The sequence below is a fragment of the Frankia umida genome, from assembly GCF_023242945.1.
Taxonomy (GTDB): Bacteria; Actinomycetota; Actinomycetes; order Frankiales; family Frankiaceae; genus Frankia; species Frankia umida.
In genome coordinates this window covers 131,851-155,075 of sequence record NZ_JALKFT010000008.1, presented here as the reverse complement: position 1 = coordinate 155,075, position 23,225 = coordinate 131,851, and the positions used below count along the sequence as shown (strand labels likewise).

18 protein-coding genes are annotated in these 23,225 nt (G+C 71.2%); 4 read left to right on the top strand and 14 right to left on the bottom strand.

Annotation, left to right across the window (positions count from 1 at the left end):
- The first annotated feature begins 26 nt into the window (after nucleotides 1-26).
- From MXD59_RS10680 to MXD59_RS10670, 3 genes are read left to right on the top strand one after another with little or no spacing between them, the layout of a single operon-like run.
- Nucleotides 27-4,742, top strand: coding sequence for an ATP-dependent helicase (locus MXD59_RS10680; RefSeq protein ID WP_248824541.1), 4,716 nt, complete (start codon nucleotides 27-29; stop codon nucleotides 4,740-4,742).
- A complete protein-coding gene (locus tag MXD59_RS10675) occupies nucleotides 4,739-6,139 on the top strand; it encodes an MFS transporter (protein ID WP_248824540.1) in 1,401 nt (466 codons plus the stop codon). The genes MXD59_RS10680 and MXD59_RS10675 overlap by 4 nt, the downstream gene beginning before the upstream one ends.
- A complete protein-coding gene (locus MXD59_RS10670) occupies nucleotides 6,126-7,094 on the top strand; it encodes a DNA-formamidopyrimidine glycosylase family protein (RefSeq protein WP_248824539.1) in 969 nt (322 codons plus the stop codon). Before MXD59_RS10675 ends, MXD59_RS10670 begins: the two co-directional genes overlap by 14 nt.
- On the opposite strand, the gene MXD59_RS10665 is transcribed toward MXD59_RS10670, so the two are convergent.
- The 9 genes from MXD59_RS10665 to rimO form a co-directional block, all read right to left on the bottom strand.
- On the bottom strand, nucleotides 7,051-7,602 hold the full coding sequence (locus MXD59_RS10665; protein ID WP_163548889.1) for an RNA polymerase sigma factor: 552 nt from the start codon (nucleotides 7,600-7,602) through the stop codon (nucleotides 7,051-7,053). The genes MXD59_RS10670 and MXD59_RS10665 overlap by 44 nt on opposite strands.
- Before the next feature lie 473 nt (nucleotides 7,603-8,075).
- Complete coding sequence (locus MXD59_RS10660; protein WP_248824538.1) at nucleotides 8,076-8,846, bottom strand: hypothetical protein; 771 nt, start codon at nucleotides 8,844-8,846, stop codon at nucleotides 8,076-8,078.
- Nucleotides 8,833-9,642 carry a PspA/IM30 family protein gene (locus MXD59_RS10655; RefSeq protein WP_248824537.1) on the bottom strand — a complete coding sequence of 270 codons (810 nt, stop codon included), beginning with the start codon at nucleotides 9,640-9,642 and terminating at the stop codon, nucleotides 8,833-8,835. Before MXD59_RS10655 ends, MXD59_RS10660 begins: the two co-directional genes overlap by 14 nt.
- A 68-nt stretch (nucleotides 9,643-9,710) precedes the next feature.
- A complete protein-coding gene (locus tag MXD59_RS10650; RefSeq protein WP_248810841.1) occupies nucleotides 9,711-9,905 on the bottom strand; it encodes a hypothetical protein in 195 nt (64 codons plus the stop codon).
- A 111-nt stretch (nucleotides 9,906-10,016) separates the two neighbouring features.
- Entirely contained in the window at nucleotides 10,017-10,484 is a 468-nt protein-coding gene (locus tag MXD59_RS10645; protein WP_163548893.1) for a Dps family protein, read from the bottom strand.
- Nucleotides 10,485-10,563: 79 nt separating this feature from the next.
- Nucleotides 10,564-10,875, bottom strand: coding sequence for a helix-turn-helix domain-containing protein (locus MXD59_RS10640; RefSeq protein ID WP_248810838.1), 312 nt, complete (start codon nucleotides 10,873-10,875; stop codon nucleotides 10,564-10,566).
- Nucleotides 10,876-11,023: 148 nt separating this feature from the next.
- Nucleotides 11,024-12,295 (bottom strand): competence/damage-inducible protein A, encoded by a 1,272-nt coding sequence (locus tag MXD59_RS10635; RefSeq protein ID WP_248824536.1) that lies wholly within the window; start codon nucleotides 12,293-12,295, stop codon nucleotides 11,024-11,026.
- Entirely contained in the window at nucleotides 12,285-12,920 is a 636-nt protein-coding gene (locus tag MXD59_RS10630) for a CDP-alcohol phosphatidyltransferase family protein (RefSeq protein WP_248824535.1), read from the bottom strand. Before MXD59_RS10630 ends, MXD59_RS10635 begins: the two co-directional genes overlap by 11 nt.
- Nucleotides 12,917-14,392 carry a 30S ribosomal protein S12 methylthiotransferase RimO gene (rimO, locus tag MXD59_RS10625; RefSeq protein WP_248824534.1) on the bottom strand — a complete coding sequence of 492 codons (1,476 nt, stop codon included), beginning with the start codon at nucleotides 14,390-14,392 and terminating at the stop codon, nucleotides 12,917-12,919. Before rimO ends, MXD59_RS10630 begins: the two co-directional genes overlap by 4 nt.
- 564 nt (nucleotides 14,393-14,956) lie before the next feature.
- On the opposite strand from rimO, the gene MXD59_RS10620 reads away from it, so the two are divergent.
- Nucleotides 14,957-16,318 carry an HNH endonuclease signature motif containing protein gene (locus MXD59_RS10620; RefSeq protein WP_248824533.1) on the top strand — a complete coding sequence of 454 codons (1,362 nt, stop codon included), beginning with the start codon at nucleotides 14,957-14,959 and terminating at the stop codon, nucleotides 16,316-16,318.
- Between the two features lie 13 nt (nucleotides 16,319-16,331).
- On the opposite strand, the gene MXD59_RS10615 is transcribed toward MXD59_RS10620, so the two are convergent.
- From MXD59_RS10615 to MXD59_RS10595, 5 genes are all read right to left on the bottom strand, one after another.
- Nucleotides 16,332-17,186 (bottom strand): helix-turn-helix domain-containing protein, encoded by an 855-nt coding sequence (locus MXD59_RS10615; RefSeq protein WP_248824532.1) that lies wholly within the window; start codon nucleotides 17,184-17,186, stop codon nucleotides 16,332-16,334.
- Nucleotides 17,187-17,299: 113 nt separating this feature from the next.
- Entirely contained in the window at nucleotides 17,300-19,741 is a 2,442-nt protein-coding gene (locus MXD59_RS10610) for an FtsK/SpoIIIE family DNA translocase (protein ID WP_225437886.1), read from the bottom strand.
- A 282-nt stretch (nucleotides 19,742-20,023) separates the two neighbouring features.
- Nucleotides 20,024-21,709 carry a ribonuclease J gene (locus MXD59_RS10605; RefSeq protein WP_248824531.1) on the bottom strand — a complete coding sequence of 562 codons (1,686 nt, stop codon included), beginning with the start codon at nucleotides 21,707-21,709 and terminating at the stop codon, nucleotides 20,024-20,026.
- Nucleotides 21,706-22,665, bottom strand: a complete 960-nt coding sequence (dapA, locus tag MXD59_RS10600) for a 4-hydroxy-tetrahydrodipicolinate synthase (RefSeq protein WP_248824530.1) — start codon at nucleotides 22,663-22,665, stop codon at nucleotides 21,706-21,708. Before dapA ends, MXD59_RS10605 begins: the two co-directional genes overlap by 4 nt.
- 321 nt (nucleotides 22,666-22,986) lie before the next feature.
- Nucleotides 22,987-23,181: a hypothetical protein gene (locus MXD59_RS10595; RefSeq protein WP_248824529.1), complete on the bottom strand. Its 195-nt coding sequence runs from the start codon at nucleotides 23,179-23,181 to the stop codon at nucleotides 22,987-22,989.
- Between the last annotated feature and the right edge of the window lie 44 nt (nucleotides 23,182-23,225).

Here is a 23,225-nt window from a genome sequence, read left to right as displayed (position 1 = left end):
CGGAGCCCCGTCGCAGACTGGACGGCATGCTGGATGACATGGCCGCCGACCCGCTCGCGCCGTTCTCCGCACCGACGCGGGCGTGGTTCCAGGCCGCCTTCGCCGCGCCGACCCCGGCCCAGCGCGGTGCCTGGGAGGCCATCCGCGGCGGCGGTAACACGCTCGTCGTCGCGCCGACCGGCTCCGGGAAGACACTCGCGGCCTTCCTGTGGTCGCTGGACGCGATCGCCCGCTCGCAGGCACCGCCGGAGCGGACCCGGCGCTGCCGGGTGCTCTACATCAGCCCGTTGAAGGCGCTCGCCGTCGACGTGCAGCGCAACCTGCGCGCCCCACTCGCCGGGATGCGGACGGCGGCGCAGCGTCTGGGCCTGCCCCAACCCGAGGTGGACGTCGCCATTCGCTCGGGCGACACCCCGGCCACCGAACGACGCGGTTTTCTCACCCGTCCGCCCGACGTGCTCATCACGACGCCCGAGTCGCTGTTCCTGATCCTCACCAGCGCCGCCCGCGAGTCGCTGCGCGGGGTGCGCACGGTGATCGTCGACGAGGTCCACGCGGTGGCCGGCACCAAACGCGGTGCGCATCTGGCGGTGAGCCTGGAGCGGCTCGACGCACTGCTCGACGAACCGGCGCAGCGGGTCGGCCTGTCGGCGACGGTACGCCCGATCGACGAGGTCGCCCGGTACCTCGGTGGGAGTGCGCCGGTGGGCGTCGTGCGCCCACCGGCGGCGAAGACCCTCGAGATCGAGGTCGTCGTCCCGGTGGAGGACATGACGAACCTCGGTGGGCCACCCGCCGAGGTCGACGCCGGCGGCTCCGCCGCGGCGGAGCCCACCCGGGCGTCCATCTGGCCGGCGGTCGAGGAGCGGGTCCTTGACCTGGTCCTGGCGCACGCGTCGACGATCGTGTTCGTGAACTCCCGGCGCCTGGCGGAACGGCTGTGCGCCAGACTCAACGAGCGCTACGCGGATCGGTTGGCGGCGGCGGGCCCCGTTCCCGGGCCGCTCGACGCGGATTCCGACGATCCCCTCGGTGGCCCTGCCGCCTTTGGTGACCTTGCCACCCGCGGCGCAGGCCCGCCGGGTGGGCTGCCGGCCGAGATGATGGGCGCTGCCGGGCTTGCCCGCGTCGACCCGGCCTGGCCGGAGGTGGCCCGTGCCCATCACGGCAGTGTCAGCCGCGAGCAGCGGCAGCTGATCGAGGAGGACCTCAAGGCCGGCCGGCTGCCCGCGGTGGTGGCCACGTCCAGCCTGGAACTCGGCATCGACATGGGCGCGGTCGATCTCGTCGTCCAGATCGGGTCACCGCCGAGCGTCGCCGCCGGCATGCAGCGGGTCGGCCGCGCCGGGCATCAGGTCGACGCGCCAAGCGTCGGCGTGGTGCTCCCCCGCCACCGTGGTGACCTGCTCGAATGCGCGGTCGTCGCGGAGCGGATGCGGGCCGGGGAGATCGAGCGGCTGCGCTGTCCGCGTAACCCGCTGGACGTGCTCGCCCAGCAGATCGTGGCGATGACGGCGATGGAGGACTGGTCCGTCGACGATCTCGGCGCGCTGGTGCGGCGGACGTTCACGTTCGCCTCCCTGCCGGCCTCGGTGCTGGAGGGAGTGTTCGACATGCTGGCCGGGCGCTATCCGTCCGACGACTTCGCGGAACTGCGACCCCGGATCGTCTGGGACCGGACCACCGGCCTGCTACATGGTCGGCCCGGCGCGCAACGGCTCGCGGTGACCAGCGGCGGCACCATCCCCGACCGCGGCATGTTCGGCGTGTTCCTGGTCGGGGAGAAGAGCAGCCGGGTCGGCGAGCTCGACGAGGAGATGGTCTACGAGTCCCGCGTCGGTGACGTGGTGCTGCTCGGCTCGTCCAGTTGGCGGATCGAGGAGATCACCGCCGATCGGGTGCTGGTCACGCCGGCCCCGGGCCGGCCAGGCCGGCTGCCGTTCTGGCACGGCGACACGCCCGGGCGTCCGGCGGAGCTCGGCCAGGAACTCGGCGCGTTCCTGCGCGAGCTCGGCCAGCTCGACGCCACCGCGGCCGACGCCCGGCTGCGCGCCGCGGGGCTCGACGCCTGGGCCGCCGCGAACCTGCTGCGTTACCTCGACGAACAGCGCGCCGTCACCGGCCATCTCAGCGATGACCGCACGATCGTGGTCGAACGTTTCCGCGACGAACTCGGTGACTGGCGACTCGCCGTGCATTCGCCGTTCGGCGCGCCGGTGAACGCGCCGTGGGCACTCGCGCTCGGCGCCCGGCTGCGCGAGCAGTACGGCACCGAGGTGCAGATCATGCACACCGACGACGGCATCGTCGCGCGTATCCCGGACGGTGCGCAGGAACCCGGCGCCGAGCTCGCCGTGTTCGACCCCGACGAGATCGACGCGATCGTGCGAGCCGAGATCGGCGGCAGCGCCCTGTTCGCCAGCCGCTTTCGCGAATGCGCCGGTCGGGCGCTGCTGCTGCCGCGGCGCACCCCCGGGCGGCGCACACCACTGTGGCAACAGCGCCAGCGCAGCGCGCAACTGCTGTCGGTGGCGGCGACGTTCGGTGACTTTCCGATCGTGCTGGAAACGATGCGGGAGTGCTTACAGGACGTGTTCGACACCCCGGCCCTGGTCGATCTGATGCGCAGGATCGCGGGCCGCTCGCTGCGGGTCGTCGAGGTGGCGACGCCGACGCCGTCCCCGTTCGCCGGCGCGCTGCTGTTCGGCTATGTCGCCGCGTTCATGTACGACGGGGACGCCCCGCTGGCCGAACGGCGCGCCCAGGTTCTCTCGCTGGACAGTTCGCTGCTCGCCGAACTGCTCGGCGAGGCCGACCTGCGTGAGCTCATCGACCCGGCCGCGCTCGCCCAGGTGGAGGCCGACCTGAGCCGGCGCAGCCCCGAGCGCCACGCCCGCGACGCCGAGGGCGTCGCCGACCTGCTGCGCCTGGTCGGCGATCTGACCCTCGAGGAGGCTGTCGCCCGCGGCGCGACGCCGCGGTGGCTCGCCGAACTCGAACACGCCCGGCGCGTTCTGCGCGTGCGCATCGCCGGCGAGGAACGCTTCGTCCCGGTCGAGGACGCCGGGCGACTCCGCGACGCGCTCGGGGTCGCCCTGCCGATGGGCGTGCCCGACGCCTTCACCGCACCGGTCGAGGATCCCCTCGGCGATCTGCTGTCCCGCTACGCCCGCACCCACGGGCCGTTCGACGCCACCGAACCCGCCCGCCGTCTGGGCCTGGGCGTCGCCGTTGTCACCACGGTGCTGGACGCGCTGACCGCCCGCGGCCGGCTGGTGCGCGGCGAGCTGCATCCCGCCCGCGCGGGCGAGCAGTGGTGCGACACGGAGGTACTGCGGATGCTGCGTCGGCGCAGCCTCGCCGCGCTGCGACGGGAGATCGAACCGACCCCGGTCCGCGCGCTCGGTGCGTTCCTGCCCGCCTGGCACGGCATCTCCGGGGCCGGGCAGCGGGCCGCCCGCGGTGTCGACGGTGTGCTGCAGGCCATCGAACAGTTGCAGGGTGCGCTCATCCCGGCCAGTGCCTGGGAGCGGCTGGTGCTGCCAGCGCGGGTGCGTGACTACTCTCCGGCCCTGCTCGACGAGCTGTGCTCGGCCGGCGAGGTGCACTGGGCCGGTGCCGGTGGCCTGCCCGGCGGGGATGGCTGGCTCACCCTGGTCACCGCCGACGCCGCGCCGCTGCTGCTGCCCGCACCCGACCCGGACGCCGCGAGCAGCCCGCTGCACCTCGCGCTCCTGGACACGCTGAGCGATGGATCGGCGCTGTTCATGCGTGCGCTGTCCGACCGGGTCGGGTCGCTGGACGACGCCGCGCTCACCGAAGCACTGTGGGATCTGGTCTGGGCTGGTCAGATCACCAATGACACGCTGGCACCGCTGCGCGTGCTGCTCTCCGCCGGCCGTGGGTCCACCGGTGGCGCCGGGCCCGGCGCGGCTCGCGCTCGGCGGGCGCCGGGGGTCCGTCCGGCGCGTTACGGTCGACCGGCGCTGCCACGACGCACCGGGCCGCCGACCGCGGCCGGTCGATGGTCGACGCTGCCAGCCCGCGACGACGACCCCACCCGGCGGGCCCACGCCCAGGCCGAGGCGCTGCTCGAACGGCACGGCATCGTCACCCGCGGGGCGGTCACCGCGGAACATCCACCGGGTGGCTTCGCCGCGGTCTACCGGGTGCTCAGCGCGTTCGAGGACGCCGGACGGGCGCGGCGCGGGTACTTCGTCGAATCGCTCGGCGCCGCGCAGTTCGCCGTGCCCGGCGCGGTCGACCGGCTGCGGGCGATCGCGGCGACCCAGCGCGACGACGCCGACGCCCCGGCCTGGGCACCCGGGCCGGGCCGTCGGGACCCGCAGGGCGCCACGTCCGACGGGGTCGTGCTGGCCGCGACCGACCCGGCGAACCCGTTCGGCGCGGCATTGCCCTGGCCGGACCGGCCGACCGTCGGGCCCGACCTGCCCGCCGGGCACCGGCCGGGCCGCAAGGCCGGCGCGCTGGTGGTGCTGGTCGAGGGCCACCTCGTCCTCTACGTCGAACGCGGTGGACGTTCCCTGCTGACCTGGACGACCGACGACCAGCTCACCGACCGGGCCGCCGGCGCGCTGGCCCGGGCGGTCGTCGACGGGGCCCTGGGCGCCCTGCATGTCGAGAAGTCCGATGGGGCTGCCGTCACGGGTAGCCCCATCGGCGTCGCGCTGACCCGGGCCGGATTCGCGCTGACCCCACGCGGGCTGCGTCTGCGCAGGTGAACGAGCCGGCTGTCGTCTCCACCTGGGACCGGCGGGTGCGGGCCCTCACAGTCGGCCTGGTCGCGATCATCACGCTGGTCGCGTTCGAGGCGCTCGCCGTGGTCACGGTCCTGCCCGAGGTCGCCACCGACCTGCACGGCTTCGCGCTGTACGGCTGGGCCACCAGCGCGTTCTTCCTCGGCACGACGATCGGCATCGTGCTGGCCGGCGGTGACACCGATCAGGCCGGCCCCGCCCGACCGTTCACCGTCGGCCTGGTGTGTTTCGTGATCGGGCTGCTGATCGCCGCGGTGGCGCCGACGATGCCGGTACTGGTCGCCGCCCGGGCCCTCCAGGGCGCCGGAGGTGGCACGATCCCCGCCGTGGCCTACGCCGCCATCGGCCGGGCCTATCCCCACGAGCTGCGTCCTCGGGTCTTCGCCGTGCTGTCCACGGCGTGGGTGGTGCCGGGGCTCGGCGGTCCGGCGCTGTCCAGCCTGATCGCCGAACACCTTGGCTGGCGGTGGGTCTTCGGCGGCCTGCTTCCGCTCACCATCGTCTTCGGCCTCATCCCGCTGCGCGCGCTTCGGGCGTTGCCCGCCGTCACCCGGGCAGACGGCGCCGAGGGGCACAGCTCCGCTGTCTCGGGCGGCGGTGGCGGGCTGACGGTGGCGGCGGTACGGGTCACCCTCGGCGCCGGACTGGTGCTCGCCGCGTTGACCAGCCGGTCGCTACTGGGACTGCCGTCGCTGGTGGCGGGACTGGTCTGCGCGGGCGGGCCACTGCGGCGGCTGCTCCCGGCCGGCACGCTGCGGATGCGTCCAGGCGTCCCGGCCGCCGTGGCCAGCAGGGGCTTGCTGACCTGTGCCTTCTTCGGGGCGGATCCGTTCGTACCGCTGTCGTTCACCGCGGTGCGCCATGAATCGACCATGGTCGCGGGCATCGCCGTGTCCGGCGCGACCCTGTGCTGGGCCGCCGGGTCCTGGACCCAGGCGCGCCTCGCCGGACGAGTGCAGATGCGCAGCGTCGTCACCGCCGGGCTGGTCCTCGTCGCCGTCGGGACCGGGGGGTTCGCCACGGTGCTGCTCGAGGGGGTGCCGCTGGCCGTCCCGGTCGCCTGTTGGGGCGTGGCCGGCTACGGTATCGGCCTGTCGTACTCGACGATCGTGACGCTGGTCCTCGCGCTGACCCCACCGCAGCGTCAGGGCGAGGCCAGCATGGCGGTCTCACTCACCGACAACCTGGGCACGGCGTTCGGCGCGGGACTCGGCGGCGTGGCGGTGGCCGCGAGTCAGGCCACAGGCGGGGCGCCGACCGCCGGGCTCGCCGCCACCTTCGCCCTGACCGTGTCACTTGGCCTGGTGGGTGCGCTGCTGGTCGCCCGCAGACTTCCGGAGGACGGACATGCCGGAGGGTGACACCGTGTGGCGGGCAGCGCGGCGGATGGACGCGGTGCTCGCCGGCGAGACAGTGCTGCGCAGCGACCTGCGAGTACCAGCGCTTGCCACCGCGGACCTGTCCGGACAGCGGATCAGCGGCGTCACCGCACGCGGCAAACATCTGCTGACCAGGTTCGACGGTGGGCTGAGCCTGCACACGCACTTTCGGATGGAGGGCAGCTGGCACCTCTACCCACCGGGGGCACGGTGGACCGGCGGGCCGGACTGGCAGGTTCGCGTCGTGCTCGTCACCGCGCGACAGGTCGCGGTCGGTTATCGGCTGGCCATCGTCGAACTGCTACCCAGCAACCGTGAAGACGAGGCGGTCGGCCATCTGGGGCCGGATCTCCTCGGCCCCGACTGGGATCTCGAGGCGGCTCTCACCCGGCTGCGGGCCCGTCCACGGCGCTGCATCGGCGCCGCGTTGCTGGACCAGCGCAACCTGGCAGGTCTGGGCAACATCTGGCGGACCGAAGCCTGTTTCGTCGCTGGCGTCTCGCCATGGACGGCTGTGCAGGACGTACCCGACCTCGCCGGGCTCATCCGCCGAGCCCAGATGATGATCTCCGCTGGTGCTCGGGGCGGCCATCAGACGACGACCGGGTCCCCACGTGCGGGGCAGGAACACTGGGTCTACGGCCGGGCGGGACGGCCCTGCCGGCGGTGCGCAACCCGCATCCTCGTCGCCGACAGCACGGACGGGGACGACGAAGGGGACGGTCACCTGGCCGATGGCGATGGCGGCGGGCCCGGGCGCGGCCACGGCGAAGGTCGCCGAACCACGTGGTGCCCGCACTGCCAGCCATCTGGTACTCGCTATACGCAACGTGCGCCGATCAGCCCGACGGGGGCGGGACGTGAGCTCCGGGCGAACACGGGTTCCGCAGGGATCAGTTTCGGGAGAAGGAGATCAGGCGGGCCCGGCCACGGGTGAACGCGCCCTCGGCCGCCTTCAGGCTGATTTCAAGATCTGCGGCGGCTTCCCGGGTGCTCATTCCCGCCGCACGCGCCATGATCACCTGACGTTCCCGGCCGCGCAACGTGCCGGCTCGAGCCAACAACCAGCGCGCCTCGGCCCGGTCGCAGACCGCGTCGTCCGGCGCCGGCTCCCACGGCTGCAGATACCCACGGACCACGGCCCGCTCGGCCCGCTGCCGGGCCCGGTGATGGTCGACGCACAACCGCAACACGGTGGTCGTCAGGAACTGACCAACCCGACTTGCATCAAGATCACGAAATCCCGCGGCGCGAATGAACGCCTCGTGCACGCAGTCCTCCGCGTCCGCCTTGCTGGGCAGTCGACGGCGGGCGATGTGGATCAGCCGCTCCCGGTGCGGGAGAATCAGCGACCAACGCTGCTCGCTGTAGGGCCGGTCCAGCTCGGCGACGCCTGCGCCGACCACGGAACCGACCGAGGGAATCTCCTCGGTTGGGCATGTCACGGTAAGTCCACCTCTGACCTGCTAGGACCGCGCCACCCCCCAGCGCCCTACGGGCCGATCCGGTACGCGCCAGTACCGGGGACCGCAACGCGCCTTGGTCTTGTGTGCCTGCTGTGTGCCAGACAGCGAGCCTTGGACAAGCCGGACATTACACATCCACTCCTGGGCAGGCCAGTGCCGTCCGACCTAACCCGCTCGCAGACAAGCACAACACTTACGCACAGTGCACACGACAGGGGCGGATCTGTTGGCTTTGCAGCGACCTAACGCCACCAAACGGCGATAAAACGCCTCGCGGACCGGCCAGATGGTTGTCCGGCCCCCCACATGACCTATGACGGATTGCCATGTACTACTCTCCGTAATCAATGAACCGGGCGTAAACGTGACGATCTCTCCCCCGTAAGTGCCACCCAGTTGGATAGCTGACACTGTGGGGGACGCCCTGTCCGCCGTACTGGCCCGAGCAGCCCTCAACCGGCCAGCGAACGCAGCGCACCCGCGTACTCGCGCAGCAGTTCGGTGTCGGCGTGCAGGCGCGCCAGATCCGCCGTGGTGGGAGCCGAGCCACCGACCACGTCGACGGCGGCCACCAGCAGATCGTCGAGCCCGGCGGCCGACGCCACCATCGCGGCGGCCAGCTCGTCGTGGGTGCGGACGAGCCCGGCTCGCCGCTGCGGATCGGTTATCGCCCGCATCGCCGTCTCACATGCCACCATCCGCCCCGCCCCGAGCCGCAGGCCGTCCACCACCTCGACCGCGCCGGTCACCGCACCTCGCAGCAGACCGCCGGACGGGCCGGCCGAGTCGCCCAGCGAGCGGGCGAGTGCGACCAGAGCGCCCAGCGCCGCCTCGCCTCGGCGCAGCGGCGCCGCGGCAGCGGATCCGCGCAGCGCCCACGGGCTCGGCGCGTTCGCGCCCGGCAGACGCAGCGCCGCGTCATCGCGATGCAGCTCCGCGAGTTCCCGACCACCAAGCCCGGCTCGGGCGAGGGCCGCCACGCCCAGCAGGAGCCACTCCCAGCCACCGAGCACCGCACCCACCGGCGAGAGCGCCGCGAGGGCACTCCATCCTGTCGTGGTCACCGCCACCCACCGTCCCACCCAGCGCCGCCCCCGCACCTCACGGCGCTGGACCCGGCGCAACGAGCGGCGTTCCACCTCCGCACCGACCCAGTCCGGTAACGCGGGCACGGCCGCCGCGGCGGCGGTGTCGAAACGGCGGCTGCGGCTAGGACCGTCCATCGCCGGCCGGCCCCTCCCCCGCCGTGGGATCACCCTTGGTCAGCGACGGCGGCACCGGCGCTTCCCCCTCGGCGCCGGCCGTGAGCGCACCACGCAGCTCGGCGAGGCGGGTCTGCGCACGCGCGTCCAGCGTCGCCCGACGCACCTCGACCATGCGGGCCTCGGTGCCTCGCGAGGCAAGCTCGTGGCGGCCGAGCGCCACCGCGTAGCGATGCTCGACCTTGTCCCGGATCTCGGCGAGGGTCGGTGTGTCACTGGCGGGCGCGAGGGTCGACATCCCCTCCATCGCCCGGGTCATCTGCTCCTGCATGGCGGCATGCTCGATCTGGGTCAGCAGCCGGGATCGTTCGGTCAGATGCCGCCGCATCCGCACCTCGTTGTCCTCCACCGCTGTGCGGGCCTGGGCCGCGGAGGCCACCGCCTGCCGGTGCAGGTTCCGCAGATCCTCCAGCGACGACTCCGCGGTGAGCAGCTGGCTGGCGAAGGCCTGTGCGGTCTCCTCGTAGCTGGTCGCACCAGCTAGATCACCGGCGGCGCTGGCCCGATCGGCCAGCAGCAACGCCGAACGCGCCGACTCGGTGAGGTTCGTGACCTCATCCGCCTGACGGGCCATCTGCATCTCAAGCTGGCGTTGGTTACCCAGCACCAGGGCGGCCTGCTGGATCAGCGCCTCATGCTGACGGCGTGCGTCCTCGATAGCCTGGTCGATCTGGACTCGCGGATCCGCTCGCTCGTCAAACTTCCGGTTCGCTGACGCGGACAGGTAGCGGGCAATCCTGCGAACCACATTCGCCATACATCGATCGTCGCACGAGCCGGCCCGGTCGGCGGCTCCACCGTGGAGGCAATCGAGTCGGCCTCACGTCAGACCGGCGGACTCAGCGTCGTACGACCGCGGCCCGCGCAGATCAGGCAGGGCCGGCACGCCGGAACGAACCCACCGCGTGCGGTCGCGAACACCACGAGCTGCTCGCCGAGCCCGTTACAGCCCTTGCACACCTGGATGGGCCGATGCCCGGGCTCGACGTCCTCCTCCTCGGGTCGTGAGGCGGTGCTCACGTCACCTACTCTCTCTGGCCTTCTCGCCGCAGTGCCTGTAACCGGGGACAGTGGCAGATCCACGGGCCAGCCGCCACTGCGCTACCCCTTCCGGGCCAGCACGCGCCCGGGTCAGACCATGGCCTGGAACATCCAGTGCTGCTGCTCGAGATCACGCACGATGCCAATGATCAGATCCTGGGTGACCGGATCGGGTTGCCCGGTGATGTCCATTCTTGTCCGCATCCTGGTCACGGTCGCGGCGAGGACCTCCGTCACCAGCCGCAGCACCTTCTCATCCGCGACGTAGCCGACCTCGACGCCGGGCAGATGGGTGCCGCGGGCGACGGTCGCCGACTGGCCATCCGGATTGATCCCGATCGCCACGGCCCGTTCGGCGACGTCATCGGCGTAGCGTCGGGCCAGCGTGACCACTTCGTCGAGCTGAAGGTGCACGCTACGAAATGTCCGGCCCGTCACGTTCCAGTGCAGCTGTTTGGCGAACAGGCTCAGGTCGATCAGATCGACCAGAGCGCCCTGCAGCGCCTCGCCGGCAACGATGCCAGCCTCGTCGGACAGTGGGCTTCGGATTGCGCTCATGGCTCGGTGGCCCCCCTCGCTCTCAGGCGTTCGTCTGCATACACAGACGTGCCCGGGATCGAGGTGCGTAAGCCGACGGTCAGGCCGCCCGTTCCACCACTGTCGGACGGGCCGGTACTACCACCGTGGCACCGCCCACTGTCGCGCCGACCGCGAGCTCGGCGAGCTCCAGGTCCTCGCTGACCTCACGCAGCAGGTCGGCGAGCCGGACCCCGAGTGCCTCGCAGATCGCCGCGAGCAGCTCGGAGCTCGCTTCCTTCTGGCCGCGTTCGACCTCGGACAGGTAGCCGAGCGACACTCGGGCCGCCGACGACACCTCCCGAAGCGTGCGGTGCTGATCCTGACGGCGGCGGCGCAACGCCTCGCCGATCATGCGTCGGAGCAGGACCATCGAGCCTCCTCCTTCGTCCGCGGGATGCGTTCACCGTATACCCACCACCACGGCCCTCGGGCCGTCGTTGATGGGACTGTAACTGTGTAAGCACCTCGGGTCCGGCGATTACTCCCGTGTCTCGTCGAGAGTCCATCACCGAGCGCGTTCAGACTGCCACATCCGACCCCACGGTCAACGTCCGACGGAGCAGATCCAGCGCGGACACGACAGCGAACATCCGTACCCGGGCCCGATCACCGGGCAGCCGCACCAGCCGGGTGATCACACCCCGCGGGCCGGCGAGACCAAGATGCACCGTCCCCGGCGGATGCCCCTGCGCGCTGCCCGGGCCGGCCACTCCGGTCGTCGACAGACCGTAGTCCGCACCCAGCCGGTCGCGGACCCCGGTAGCCATCGCGGCCGCCGTCTCCGCCGATACCGGCCCCCGTGTCGCGAGCACATCGGCATCCACACCCAGCACCGATGCCTTCACCTGCGTCGCGTAGGACACCACGCCCCCGCGGAACACCGCACTCGAACCCGGCACCTCGGTCAACCGGCCGGCGAGCAGTCCACCGGTGATCGACTCGGCCACCGCGAGCGTCGCCGAGCGCGCGCCGAGCAGGGCAAGGACGACGCCCTCCAGCGTGTCGTCGTCGCTGCCGTACACCCCGTCCCCCAGCGCTGCCCGGGCCGCCGTCTCCACCGGAGCGATCAACACGTCGGCCTCGGCCCGATCCCGCGCGCGGGCCGTGATCCGGACCCGGGTCTGCCCCTCGCTGGCCAGGAAGGCGATCCGCGGATTGCCGATCGGAGCGAGCCGATCGACCGCCTCGGCCAGCGCCTGGGCCACGGAGGACTCCCACATGCCCGCGGTGCGCAGCACCCGGTGCACGACCACCGCCGGCTGGCCGGCCCGGCGAAGCAGATCCGGCAGGACACTCGCGGTGAACATCGCCGTCATCTCGAACGGCACGCCCGGCATCGCGTAGACAACGCCGGCGCCGATCTCCATCCGCACACCGGGCGCGGTCCCCGCGAGGTTCGGCAGCGGCTCCGCACCGACCGGCAGTTCAGCCTGACGGAAGTTCATACTCGGCAGCGCGTCGCCGCGGCCCTGGCGCTCGTAGCGACGGGCCAACTCGTCGGCGAGGGCCTCCACCCGGCGCACCTCGACTCCACCCGCCGCGGCGGCGACGCCCTCGCGGGTCAGGTCATCCTGGGTGGGTCCGAGGCCACCGGTGATCAGCACGGTGTCCGCGCGGTCCAACGCCGAACGGATCGCGGCGGCGATCGTCCCCACGTCGTCACCGACGACCACCGACCGTTCGAGGGTCACCCCGACATCGGCGAGCTGGCCACCGAGCCAGGCGGCGTTGCCGTTGACAATGTCGCCGTAGAGCAGCTCATCGCCGACGGCCAGCAGTTCAGCACGCATCGGCATACCCCTCGCGGTCCGTGGGAGTCTCCCCGTGCGGCTGCCGCGGCAGCCGTTGGGCCGCGGCCTGCCGGCGCAGGGCCAGCGCCCGGTAGACATAGTCGACCCCGGTCGCCACCGCCACGATCACTCCGGCCGCGAGAATCACCGCACGGCTGGTCGCCGCCACCCCCGACAGCGGCAGCACGTACAACCCGATCGCGACGTTGAGCAGCAGGGTCTTCGCCTTGCCACCTCGGCTGGCGGCGATCACTCCGAATCGGATGACCCACAGCCGCAGGAGGGTCACGCCGATCTCCCGCACCAGAATCGCCACTGTGACCACCCAGGGAAGTTCACCCAGCGCGGACAGTGAGATCAGCGCGGCTCCGGTCAGCGCCTTGTCTGCGATCGGATCGACAAGGATGCCGAAATCGGTCACGAGATGCCAGCGGCGGGCGATCAGCCCGTCGATCTGGTCCGTGATCGCGGCCACGGCGTAGGCCGCGAACGCCGCGTACCGCCAGCTGTCGCTGTCCGGCCCGGCGAGCAGGAACGCGACGAAAACCGGCACCAGCACCAGACGTGACACCGTGAGCACATTGGCCACGTTGAGCACCGGAACACCGTCGGGAGTGGCTGTCACGTCTCGACGGCCGCGACGGCGCCGCGCGGCGCCCGGTCGAGCACCGCCTCGAACTCGGCGATCAGATCCACGCCTTCGGTCGCCACCACCCGCGCCTCCACCAGATCACCGACCCGCACCGGATCCTGTCGCGCCGGACCGGACAGGCGCACGACACACGCCCCATCGACCTCGGGCTGCTGGTGGCCGGCGCAGCCATGGGCCAGCCCATCCGTGACCTCCTCGACGAGCACCTGGACCCGTTGCCCGAGGCGCCCGGCCGCGCGATCCGCGGTCAGCTGCTCGACGAGATCGGTGATCCGCACCCGGCGACGCTCGATCTCCTCGGCCTCGATCTTCCCTGGCAGATCGACCGCTTCGGTACCGTCCTCATCCGAGTAGCCGAACACGCCGACCGCGTCCAGCTCCGCCTCGACGAGAAACTCGGCGAGAACATCCACGTCGGCCTCGGTCTCGCCGGGAAAGCCCACGATGACGTTGGATCGCGCCCCGAGTTCCGGGTTCAACGCACGGCCGCGGCGAAGCAGGTCAAGGAAGTGCTCGGCGCCACCGAAGCGTCGCATGCGGCGCAGCACACCCGGACTCGCGTGCTGAAACGACAGGTCCAGGTACGGCGCCAGACCCGGGGTGGTCAGCAGCACCTCCATCAGCGACGGTCGCAGCTCCGCTGGCTGGAGGTACACCGTTCGCACCCGCACGATGCCCGGCAGCGCCGCGAGCCGCGGCAGCAGCCCCTCCAGCGCACGCAGATCACCGAGATCCTTGCCGTAGGACGTCGAGTTCTCGCTGACCAGCACCAGCTCACGCACCCCCTCGCCGGAGAGCCATTCCGCCTCGGCAAGCACATCCTGCGCTGGCCGCGACACATGCGAGCCACGGAACGACGGGATGGCGCAGAACGCGCATCGCCGATCGCATCCGCTGGAGATCTTCAAGGCCGCGACCGGACCTGTCGTCAATCGGCGACGCTCCACGGCCACCTGCGTCACAGCGCCATGCCCGGGCACGTGAACCGCGGCGGCGGATCGATCCACCGGAGTGATCGGCAGCAGACTCCGGCGGTCACGCGGCCGGTGGGCCGGCACCTCGGCGCCCGCCAGGACCGCGTCCAGGTGCTGGCCGATGCGCGGGTACGCGTCGAAACCGAGCACCGCATCAGCCTCGGGAAGGCTCGCCGCGAGATCACCGCCATACCGCTCGGCCAGGCATCCGACAGCCACAACCGCTCGCGGTCCGTCGATGCCTTCCTGACCGCGCAGATCGTCAGCGGCAAGCAGAGCGTCGATCGAATCCTTCTTCGCGGCGTCGACAAAACCGCAGGTGTTCACCAGCACGGCGTCGGCGTCGGCGGCCTCGTCGACCAGCTGCCACCCCTGAGTGGCAAGGCGGGCCGCCAGCTCCTCCGAATCCACCTCGTTACGGGCGCAACCGAGCGTGATCAGAGCTACCCGGCGAGATGCACGTGTGGACACGAGGTCAGGCTACCGGGGCAGCGGCGACCGGCGCCGCACCAGCCCGACATGGCCGACAGCGACAGCCTCGCCACGCGCTCTCGATTCACTTGATCCTCGGCACCCGGCGCCGCCGCGGCGCGGCATCTGGCACAGGGCTGCATCGATCCGTCTCTCCTTTCGATCATCATCGGTATGCCCGTGGGATCCGGCAGTGAGCCCCGCCCGGCCCGGCCGGACAGCCCCATCCCCTCGATCGCTCTTATGTTCGAATACATGACGCCACGTGCGACTGCGGATGTCAAGGCCGCGATGCCCAACCACATCTGCCCAGCTTGCGGGCATGGATCCTCGAATGCGTCCACAACCGACCAGCCCCCCGAAATCGAAGACACGTTCGATAATATTCGCTCACACGGTCGAAAAAGCGGCTCGACTGTGGGAGAGTGGTTCTCGTCAGCACCTCACACGCTCCTCACCCCTGAACCGGTGATGACCATGACAGCAGCATCTTCATCCCGTCCGAGTTCGCCTCTGCCCTCCCCCGCCCCGGCCGACTTCGACGCGGAACAGGTTCCGCTGAAGGTGCTGGAGGAGACGATCTGCCGTTGGTCGACGCGCCTGGCGGCCGCCAGCTGCACGTGGCTCCTGACCATCGCCGCCTTCGACCGCAGGCAGGGCTGGTCCGGCGCGGGAATCTCCTCATGTGCCCACTGGCTGGCTCTGCGCTGTGGGCTGGAGCTGCGTACCGCGCGCGAGCAGCTCGCCACCGCCCATGCGATGGCGAGGCTTCCCGCCATCCGGGCCGCCCTGGCCTGTGGCGAGCTGTCCTATTCAAAGGTCCGTGCCATCACGCGAGTCGCACGTTCCGAGAACGAAGCGGAGTGGCTTGAGCTCGCCCGGAGCCTGACGGCAGGCCAGTTGGAACAGCGTGTCAGCCGCCGCCGGCAACAGAACGCCGATCCCGCGAAGCTGCGCGCCGCTCGCGCCGTGGCGATACGAACGAACAGCGACGGCTCGGTGCGGCTGGTCGCGACCTTGCCGCCGGACGACGCGGCGATTCTGCTCGCCGCCCTCGATGCGGCGCGATCGAGTCTCGAGGCCGGGCGAAACGACCCCGCTTCGAACGGCGCGCCCGGAGATGGCGAGGTTGCCCATGCACCCCGTGGCCAGAGCCGCGACGCGGATGCCCTCATCGCGCTCGCCGAGGCGTTCCTGCATCATCAGGCGCCGAAGCTCCAGAACTCGCCACACACGTTCAACGTCCACGTCACCGCCCCCGGGGCGGATGAGGACGAGGGCAGCGCCCACGCCGACGAGACGGCGTCCGAGGCCGCGCGCGACAAGGCCGACGTTGCCGGTCAGGGTGTTCCGCGGAACCGCAGCAACAGCGAGCAGTCCGAACGCAGGACGCAGGCGTCACGAGGGCGGCGAGGTCGGATTCCCCCTGGTCTCGCTTCCGTCGGCGGCTGGACCGTCGGGCTGCCGGCTGGCATGGTCAGCCGGCTTGGCTGCGACGGCATGATCCGTGCGTTGCTGACCGACCGTGAGAACAACCCGTTGCGTCTGGGCCGGCGCAGCCGGCTACCCACCAGCAGAGTTCGTGACGCCGTGTATCTCCGCGACGAGGGCGTCTGTCGGTTCCCCTCCTGCGAGCACACACGTTGGCTGCAGATCCATCATCTGGATGAATGGCATGCTGACGGCGGTGAGACGAACATCGAAAGGCTGTTGCTCGTCTGCGGCACGCATCACCGCGCCATCCACGACCAGAATCTTGCGCTTCGCCGTGACCACGACGGCACGGTTACCGTTCATGCTTCCGATGGCCGGGTTCTTCTCGGCACGCCGCCCGCGAATCGCGATTCCGGTTCTCAGTCCGTCCTCGTCCCGACCCTTGACCCGGCCATCCTCGACGAAGGAGGACGATATGGGCTGACGGCGTAGCGCAGCTGGCAGGTCAGTTGACACTGGTCGACGGTGCGGTGGCGAGCGCGGCCGGGCCACCGCCGCCGTCGCCTACCTCGCAGCCGCCGGAGTCCGCCGCGCTAACGGTGATCGTGACCACCTGGCCCTCACCGCCGGAAGAACCGAGTGCCCGGCCGTTGCAGGACAGGGCGACAGCGCCGGCATTGCCCATCCGAATGCGCAGTGCGCCGGGAGCGGTGATTGTGCGGGAATCTCCGGACTGGAGTAGCTGCGAGAGAAGAATGTGACTCTGATCGTCGCGAACCTCCAGCCAGCTCTGGGCTTCTGGAGTGGTCAGCACGAGATTCACCCCGGCGGGAGCGGAAGTGGTGGGTGGCGGAGCACTGGCCGACGGCGGCGGGGCCGCGGGCTCGCTCGCTGGGGTGCTCGGCTGACCTTGGCGCGCAGAGTCAGACGAGTCAGACGAATCGCCACCGGGCAACAGGAGGATGACGATGGCGACCAGGCACACTGCCAGCAGAGAAACAATCATGGCGGTGCCCCAGCGGAAGGTACGGCCGCCGCCACGGGAGGATCCGCGCAGCGGATCGAACTCACCCGGGGGGACAACGAGAACCGGGCCGGCCACCGACTCATGGGTTGCGTCGTAGGCGGCCAGTACTGGGCCGGGCTCAAGACCCAGAGTCGTCGCGATGCTGCGGAGGTGACCACGGGCGTACACCGTGCCGCCGCAGTGCGCGTAGTCGTCTCGCTCGATCTCTTCGATCAACGTGACCCGGACCCGCGTGCGCTCGCTGACCTCATCGACTGTCAGGCCACGTTCGCGGCGGGCCGCGGCGAGCTGCGAGCCGGCGCTGGCCGGCTGCGGATCGTCCACGGACTGCATGACGTGACCTCCGCACCGTCCGTTGCTGCCTACTACAGTGGAGGCACCCGGGTGCGAGTGTACGGTTCCCGACCCGGCGCTGAAAGCGGACTCACCCGGGCGTGCTCCCCCAGTCAGCCGGCTCGCAGGGTGGTGAGCAGGCCTTCCAGTTCGTCGGGCATGACCAGCACGTCGCGGGCCTTGGAGCCCTCGCTGGCGCCGACGATGCCGCGGCTTTCCATCAGGTCCATCAGGCGGCCGGCCTTGGCGAAGCCGACCCGCAGTTTGCGCTGCAGCATCGACGTCGAGCCGAACTGGGTGCTGACGACGAGCTCCACGGCTTGCAGGAACAGGGCCAGGTCATCGCCGATCTCCTCGTCGATGTCCTTCTTCGGCTCGCTGCCCGGATCGAACACGTCCACCCGGAACGCGGGCGGGGCCTGTTCCTTGGTGTGGTCGACGATGGCGGCGATCTCGTCCTCGGAGACGAAGGCGCCCTGGATGCGCGCCGGCTTACCGGCGCCCATCGGCAGGAACAGGGCGTCGCCGAGGCCGACGAGCTTCTCGGCGCCGGCCTGGTCGAGGATGGTGCGACTGTCGGCGAGGGAGGCGGTCGCGAACGCCAGGCGGGACGGGACGTTCGCCTTGATCAGGCCGGTGACGACATCCACCGAGGGACGCTGCGTGGCGAGGACCAGGTGGATGCCGACGGCGCGGGCCATCGCCGTGATCCGGCAGATGGCGTCCTCGACGTCGCGCGGGGCGACCATCATCAGGTCGGCGAGCTCGTCGACGATGGTCAGGATGTACGGGTACGGGGTGTACACCCGCTCGGAACCTGGCGGGGCGACGATCTCGCCGGAGCGCACCTTGCGGTTGAAGTCATCGACATGACGTACTCCGCAGGCGGCGAGGTCCTCGTAGCGGTTCTCCATCTCCTTCACGACCCACTGCAGCGCGTCCGCGGCCTTCTTCGGGCTCGTGATGATCGGGGTGATCAGGTGCGGGATGCCCTGGTAGCTGGTGAGCTCCACGCGTTTGGGGTCGACCAGCACCATCCGGACCTGATCGGGGGTCGCCCGGGCCAGCACCGACGTGATCAGCGTGTTGATGCAGGTCGACTTGCCCGCGCCGGTCGCGCCCGCGATGAGGATGTGCGGCATCTTCGCGAGGTTCGCCAGGACGTAGCCGCCCTCGATGTCCTTGCCAAGGCCCACGACCAGCGGATGGGAGTTGCCAAGCGCCTCACCGCTGCGCAGCACGTCGCCGAGGGACACCAGCTCCCGGTCGGTGTTCGGGATCTCGACGCCGACGGCGCTCTTGCCCGGGATCGGGCTGATGATCCGCACGTCCGGGCTCTTCACGGCATAGGCGATGTTCTTTCCCAGCTGGGTGATGCGTTCGACCTTCACCGCCGCGCCGAGTTCGACCTCGTAACGGGTCACTGTCGGGCCGCGGGTGAAGCCGGTGACCCGGGCGTCGACCTTGAACTGGGCGAACACGTCGGTCAGCGAGGCGATCACCGTGTCGGTCGCCGCGGAACGGACCTTCGGCGGTGTCCCGGACCGCAGCAACGTCGGGGACGGCAGCACGTAGTCGCCCTCGCCCGGTGGCACCAGGAACTCGATCTGTTCGGCGGCGGCAGGCAGGCCGGTCGCCGTGTCGGCGGCACCCGCGGTCGCCTTCGCGGCCCGCTCCCGCCGACGCGGGCTGGGCGCCGGGGCGGCCGCGGCGGGCTGAGCGGGTTCCGGTGTGGCGTAGCCGGTGTCGGCCTCGGGGCCGGCGACCTCGCCGAACAGATCCAGGCCGACGTCCGCGGAGGCGGCGGCCACCGGGTCGGGGGCTGGCTGACGGCGCCGGGAGCCACGGCGACCGGCTGGCCGGTCGGCCTCGACGTCGTACACCTCGACGGGTGCGGAGACAGCCGCAGCGGCGGGGGCGGCGTGGAACTCCTCGTCGTAGTCGGCCTCGGGCTCGGGGTCCTGACCGGCACGCGGCTCGCGGACACCGGCGGTGAGCCGGTCGACGAGGGCGATCAGGCGTTCCGGGACCTGACGAATCGGGGTCGCGGTGATCACCAGGACGCCGAACAGCGCGAGCAGTACCAGCAACGGGACGGCGATCATGGGGGTCACGGCGCTGGCCAGGGGCAGCCCGCCGATCAGACCGACGAGGCCGCCGGCACCCCGCACCCGGCTCAGCCCGTCGCCGAGATCCGGCAGGCCACGAGCGATGTGCACCACGCCGAGCGCGCCGACCGCGAACGCCGACCAGCCGATCACCACACGGCCGCGGCTGTCGGGGTCGGTCGGCGAGCGGACCAGCCGCCAGGCGGCGCCCAGACCGAACAGGGGCAGCATCCAGGCACCGGCGCCGACGAACAGCTCAAGCGTGCCGGCCACGAAGTCGCCGACCGGCCCGCCGGCGGCGAACCACACCGCGGCGACGGCGAGGATCGCACCGCCGAAGGCGGCCAGACCCAGCCCGTCCCGCCGGTGGGCCGGATCGATGCGCAGATCGCGCGCATTGCGCCCGGTGTGCCGCAGCACCGTGCCGAGCAGCGTCGCCACCGACATCCATGACCGGTAGCAGGTGCGTACGACAACCTGCCCGATCAGCAACGACAGCGGCGGCCGGGTAGGCCGGGCTGGCCGGGCCGCCGGTCGTGCTGGCGGGCGAGCCTTGCCGCCCTGACGTCCGCCGCCCCCAGGTCGGGGCGTGGCCGTCCCCGTCTGCGCACGCGCCCGCGCGCCACTAGTCCGTGTGGCCACCGTCGAAACGGTACACAGGAAGGAGGCCTAGTCACTGCAACCCCGACGAACCGGGCGTGCCGCGGCGCGTGCGGCGGCACGCGCCGCTCAGACCTCCAGCACCACCGGAAGGATCATGGGGCGGCGGCGGTAGTTCTCGTTCACCCAACGGCCAACGGTCCGCCGCACGAGTTGCTGCAGCGCGGCGGTGTCGTTCATACCGGTGCGCATCGCGTCGGCGAGGGCGTCGGCGACGAGTTTCGCCACCGGGTCGAAGGTGCTACGCGAATCGGTGAACCCGCGGGCCGACATGTCCGGCCCGACGACGACCTTGCCGGCCGCGGCGTCCACCACGACGGTGATCGTGATGAAGCCCTCCTCGCCGAGGATGCGCCGGTCCTTCAGGCTCGGCTCCCCGACATCGCCGACGGCGGCGCCGTCGACGTAGACATAACCGCAGGGGACCACTCCGGTGATCCGGGCCCGACCGTCGAGCAGGTCGATGACCATGCCGTCCTCGGCGAGCACGACGTGGTCGGCGGGCACACCGGTGGCCTCGGCGAGCTTGGCGTGCGCGCGCAGGTGACGCCACTCGCCGTGCACGGGCATGACGTTGGACGGCCTGGTCGCGTTCAGCACGTACAGCAGTTCACCGGCCGGCGCGTGGCCCGAGGTGTGGACCTTGGCGACACCCTTGTGGACGACCCGCGCACCGTGGCGGGTGAGCCCGTTGATGACCCGGAAGACGGCGTTCTCGTTGCCGGGGATGAGGCTGGAGGCGAGCACGACCGTGTCACCGGTCTCGATCCGGATCTGGTGGTCCCGGTTGGCCATCCGCGACAGTGCCGACAACGGCTCACCCTGCGAACCGGTGGAGACCAGGCAGATGTTGCGGTCGGGCAGCGAATCGAGGTCACGCAGGTCGACGACGAGACCCGGTGGCACCCGCAGCAGCCCCAGGTCACGGGCGACACCCATGTTGCGCAGCATCGAGCGCCCGACGAAGCACACCGAACGGCCATGCGCCTCGGCGGCCTCGAGGACCTGCTGCACCCGGTGCACATGGCTGGAGAAGCAGGCGACGATGATCCGCCTGGTCGCGTCCCGGAACACCCCGTCGAGCACGGGGGCGATCTCCCGCTCCGAGGTGACGAACCCTGGGACCTCGGCGTTCGTCGAGTCGGACAGCAGCAGGTCGACACCTTCGCGGCCGAGCCGGGCGAAACCGCCGAGGTCGGTCAGACGCCCGTCCAGGGGCAGCTGGTCCATCTTGAAGTCGCCGGTGTGCAGCACAAGGCCGGCGTCGGTGCGGATGGCCACGGCGACGGCGTCCGGAATCGAGTGGTTGACCGCGAAGAACTCGCACTCGAACGGGCCGTAGTTGTGCCGCTCCTCCTCCCGGATCTCCTGCGTGACCGCCTTGATCCGGTGCTCGGCGAGCTTGGCCGTCAGCAGCGCCAGGGTGAGCCGGGTGCCGATGATCGGAATGTCGCGACGTTCACGCAACAGGTAGGGGACGGCGCCGATGTGGTCCTCGTGCGCGTGGGTGAGGATCAGCGCGTCGATGTCGTTGAGACGGTCCCGAATGGCGGTGAAGTCCGGCAGGATCAGGTCGACGCCGGGCTGGAAGTCCTCGGGGAACAGGACACCGCAGTCGACGATCAACAGCCGGCCGGCGTGTTCGAAGACCGTCATGTTGCGACCGATCTCGCCCACCCCGCCGAGCGGGATGATGCGCAGACCGTCGGCGCGCAACGCCGGCGGGGGTCCGTACTCAGGGTGCGGATGGCTCATGCGGACTCTCCCGCTGCGACGACGGCATATCGATGGCCGTGGGCTGATTCGGGCGCGAGGGTGACATCCAGGCCGGGCACGGCAGCGAGGTCGACACGCAACTGGGTGATCTCGGCGGGCGTCGCGTCGACCAGGGGCGGGCGGACCGGCCCAGCGGGCAGGCCCGCGGCCGCCAGCGCCGCCTTCGCGAGGATCACCCCCTGACTGCGGAAGATGCCCTCGAAAGCGGGCAGTAGTGCCTCGTGCAGTGCCCGAGCCCGGGTGGCATCACCCGCGGCGAAGGACTCGATCATGGTGCGGATGGCGCGGGTCGCCACATGTGACACGACGCTGATCACTCCGCAGCCGCCGATTGACAGCAGTGGCAGGGTGAGCGCGTCGGTGCCGGCGTAATAGGCCAGGTCGCTACGGGCCAGCACTCGGGAGGAGGCGGCCAGGTCGTCCTTGGCGTCCTTGACGGCGACGATGCGTGGATGCTCGGCCAGACGCAGCAGCGTCTCGGATTCGACCGGCACCCCCGTCCGGACCGGGATGTCATAGATCATGACGGGCAGGTCGGTCGCGTCGGCGACGAGGGTGAAATGGCGCAGCAGGCCCGCCTGCGGTGGCCGACTGTAGTAGGGCGCCACCACGAGCAGCCCGTCAGCACCGGCCGCCACGGCGGCGCGGGCGAGTTCGACGGAGTGCGCGGTGTCGTTGGTGCCGACCCCGGCGACCACCCGGGCGCGCCCACCGACCGCCTCCGCGACGACCCGGATCAGCCGGGCCTTCTCGGCATCGCTCGTGGTCGGCGACTCGCCTGTGGTGCCGTTGACGACGAGCGCCTCGTTGCCCATCTCGACCAGGTGGGTCGCGAGCGCGGCGGCGCCCGCCTCGTCCAGGGCACCATCCGCCCCGAACGGCGTGATCATTGCCGTGATCATGCGCCCGAACGGCGCCGGCGGCAACACTGACATACCGGTCACGCTAGAGCGCACCTCCGACAATCGTCTCTTCCGGCCGGCTCACATCGCACGGCCCACCGAACCCACATTCACCGTCTCCACCAGTCCACGCTTCGAGCACACACCGATCCGCGCATCAGATGGCCGGCCCATCGTCCATCGAGCCGGCCACGCCGGCCAGACCGGCGTGTCACCCATGGTGCGCATCCGCCCACAACGGGCGCCCATGGGGCACCTGCCGGCGGCGAGCCACGAAGCCCGGGCCGCCCGCAGTCGAGCAACACCGACCCGCCCCCGAGCCGCGCCCCGGGGACGATCGACGCATCTCAACGTTCAGTGGGCGCGCACTGACCCTCCGGATACCCGACCGGGCGAACGGGTCGCCCGGTCGGCTCCCTGCCCGCCAGCACCCAGCATGTTGCGATCCAGCCGCAGCCACAGTTCCCGACGCCCGAGACGTACCAGCGACCGCAGCCCGCCGGCCCGTGATGCGCCAAGGGCGACACCCGGGCCGTAGTTCTTCGGCATCCGCCACCGTCCCGTCAGCCGCTTGGGGGCCTTCAGAGTACCGC